The sequence below is a fragment of the Escherichia sp. MOD1-EC5189 genome (assembly GCF_002966045.1).
GTDB classification, from domain to species: domain Bacteria; phylum Pseudomonadota; class Gammaproteobacteria; order Enterobacterales; family Enterobacteriaceae; genus Escherichia; species Escherichia coli_F.
Genome location: NZ_PTRX01000142.1, coordinates 1 through 299 on the forward strand (window position 1 = coordinate 1; position 299 = coordinate 299).

Here is a 299-nt window from a genome sequence, read left to right on the forward strand (position 1 = left end):
GGTCGTTAGCTCAGTTGGTAGAGCAGTTGACTTTTAATCAATTGGTCGCAGGTTCGAATCCTGCACGACCCACCAATTTAAAGGTGGTTACTGGTAGAGAATGTGAAGGATAACGTTGCGTCAGCAACGGCCCGAAGGGCGAGACGAAGTCGAGTCATCCTGCACGACCCACCAATATTAAAGATTGGTCCCGAGTAGAAATCATTCAGGTAACACCCGTATGGGTCGTTAGCTCAGTTGGTAGAGCAGTTGACTTTTAATCAATTGGTCGCAGGTTCGAATCCTGCACGACCCACCAA

1 tRNA gene and 1 other RNA gene are annotated in these 299 nt (G+C 48.5%); both read left to right on the forward strand.

The annotated features are described in order from the left end of the window. Positions 1–6 precede the first annotated feature (6 nt). A non-coding RNA gene (locus tag ATB02_RS26390) (RtT sRNA) lies at positions 7–174 on the forward strand. Between the two features lie 48 nt (positions 175–222). Beyond that, positions 223–298, forward strand: a tRNA-Lys gene (locus tag ATB02_RS25955). Position 299: the final 1 nt, after the last annotated feature.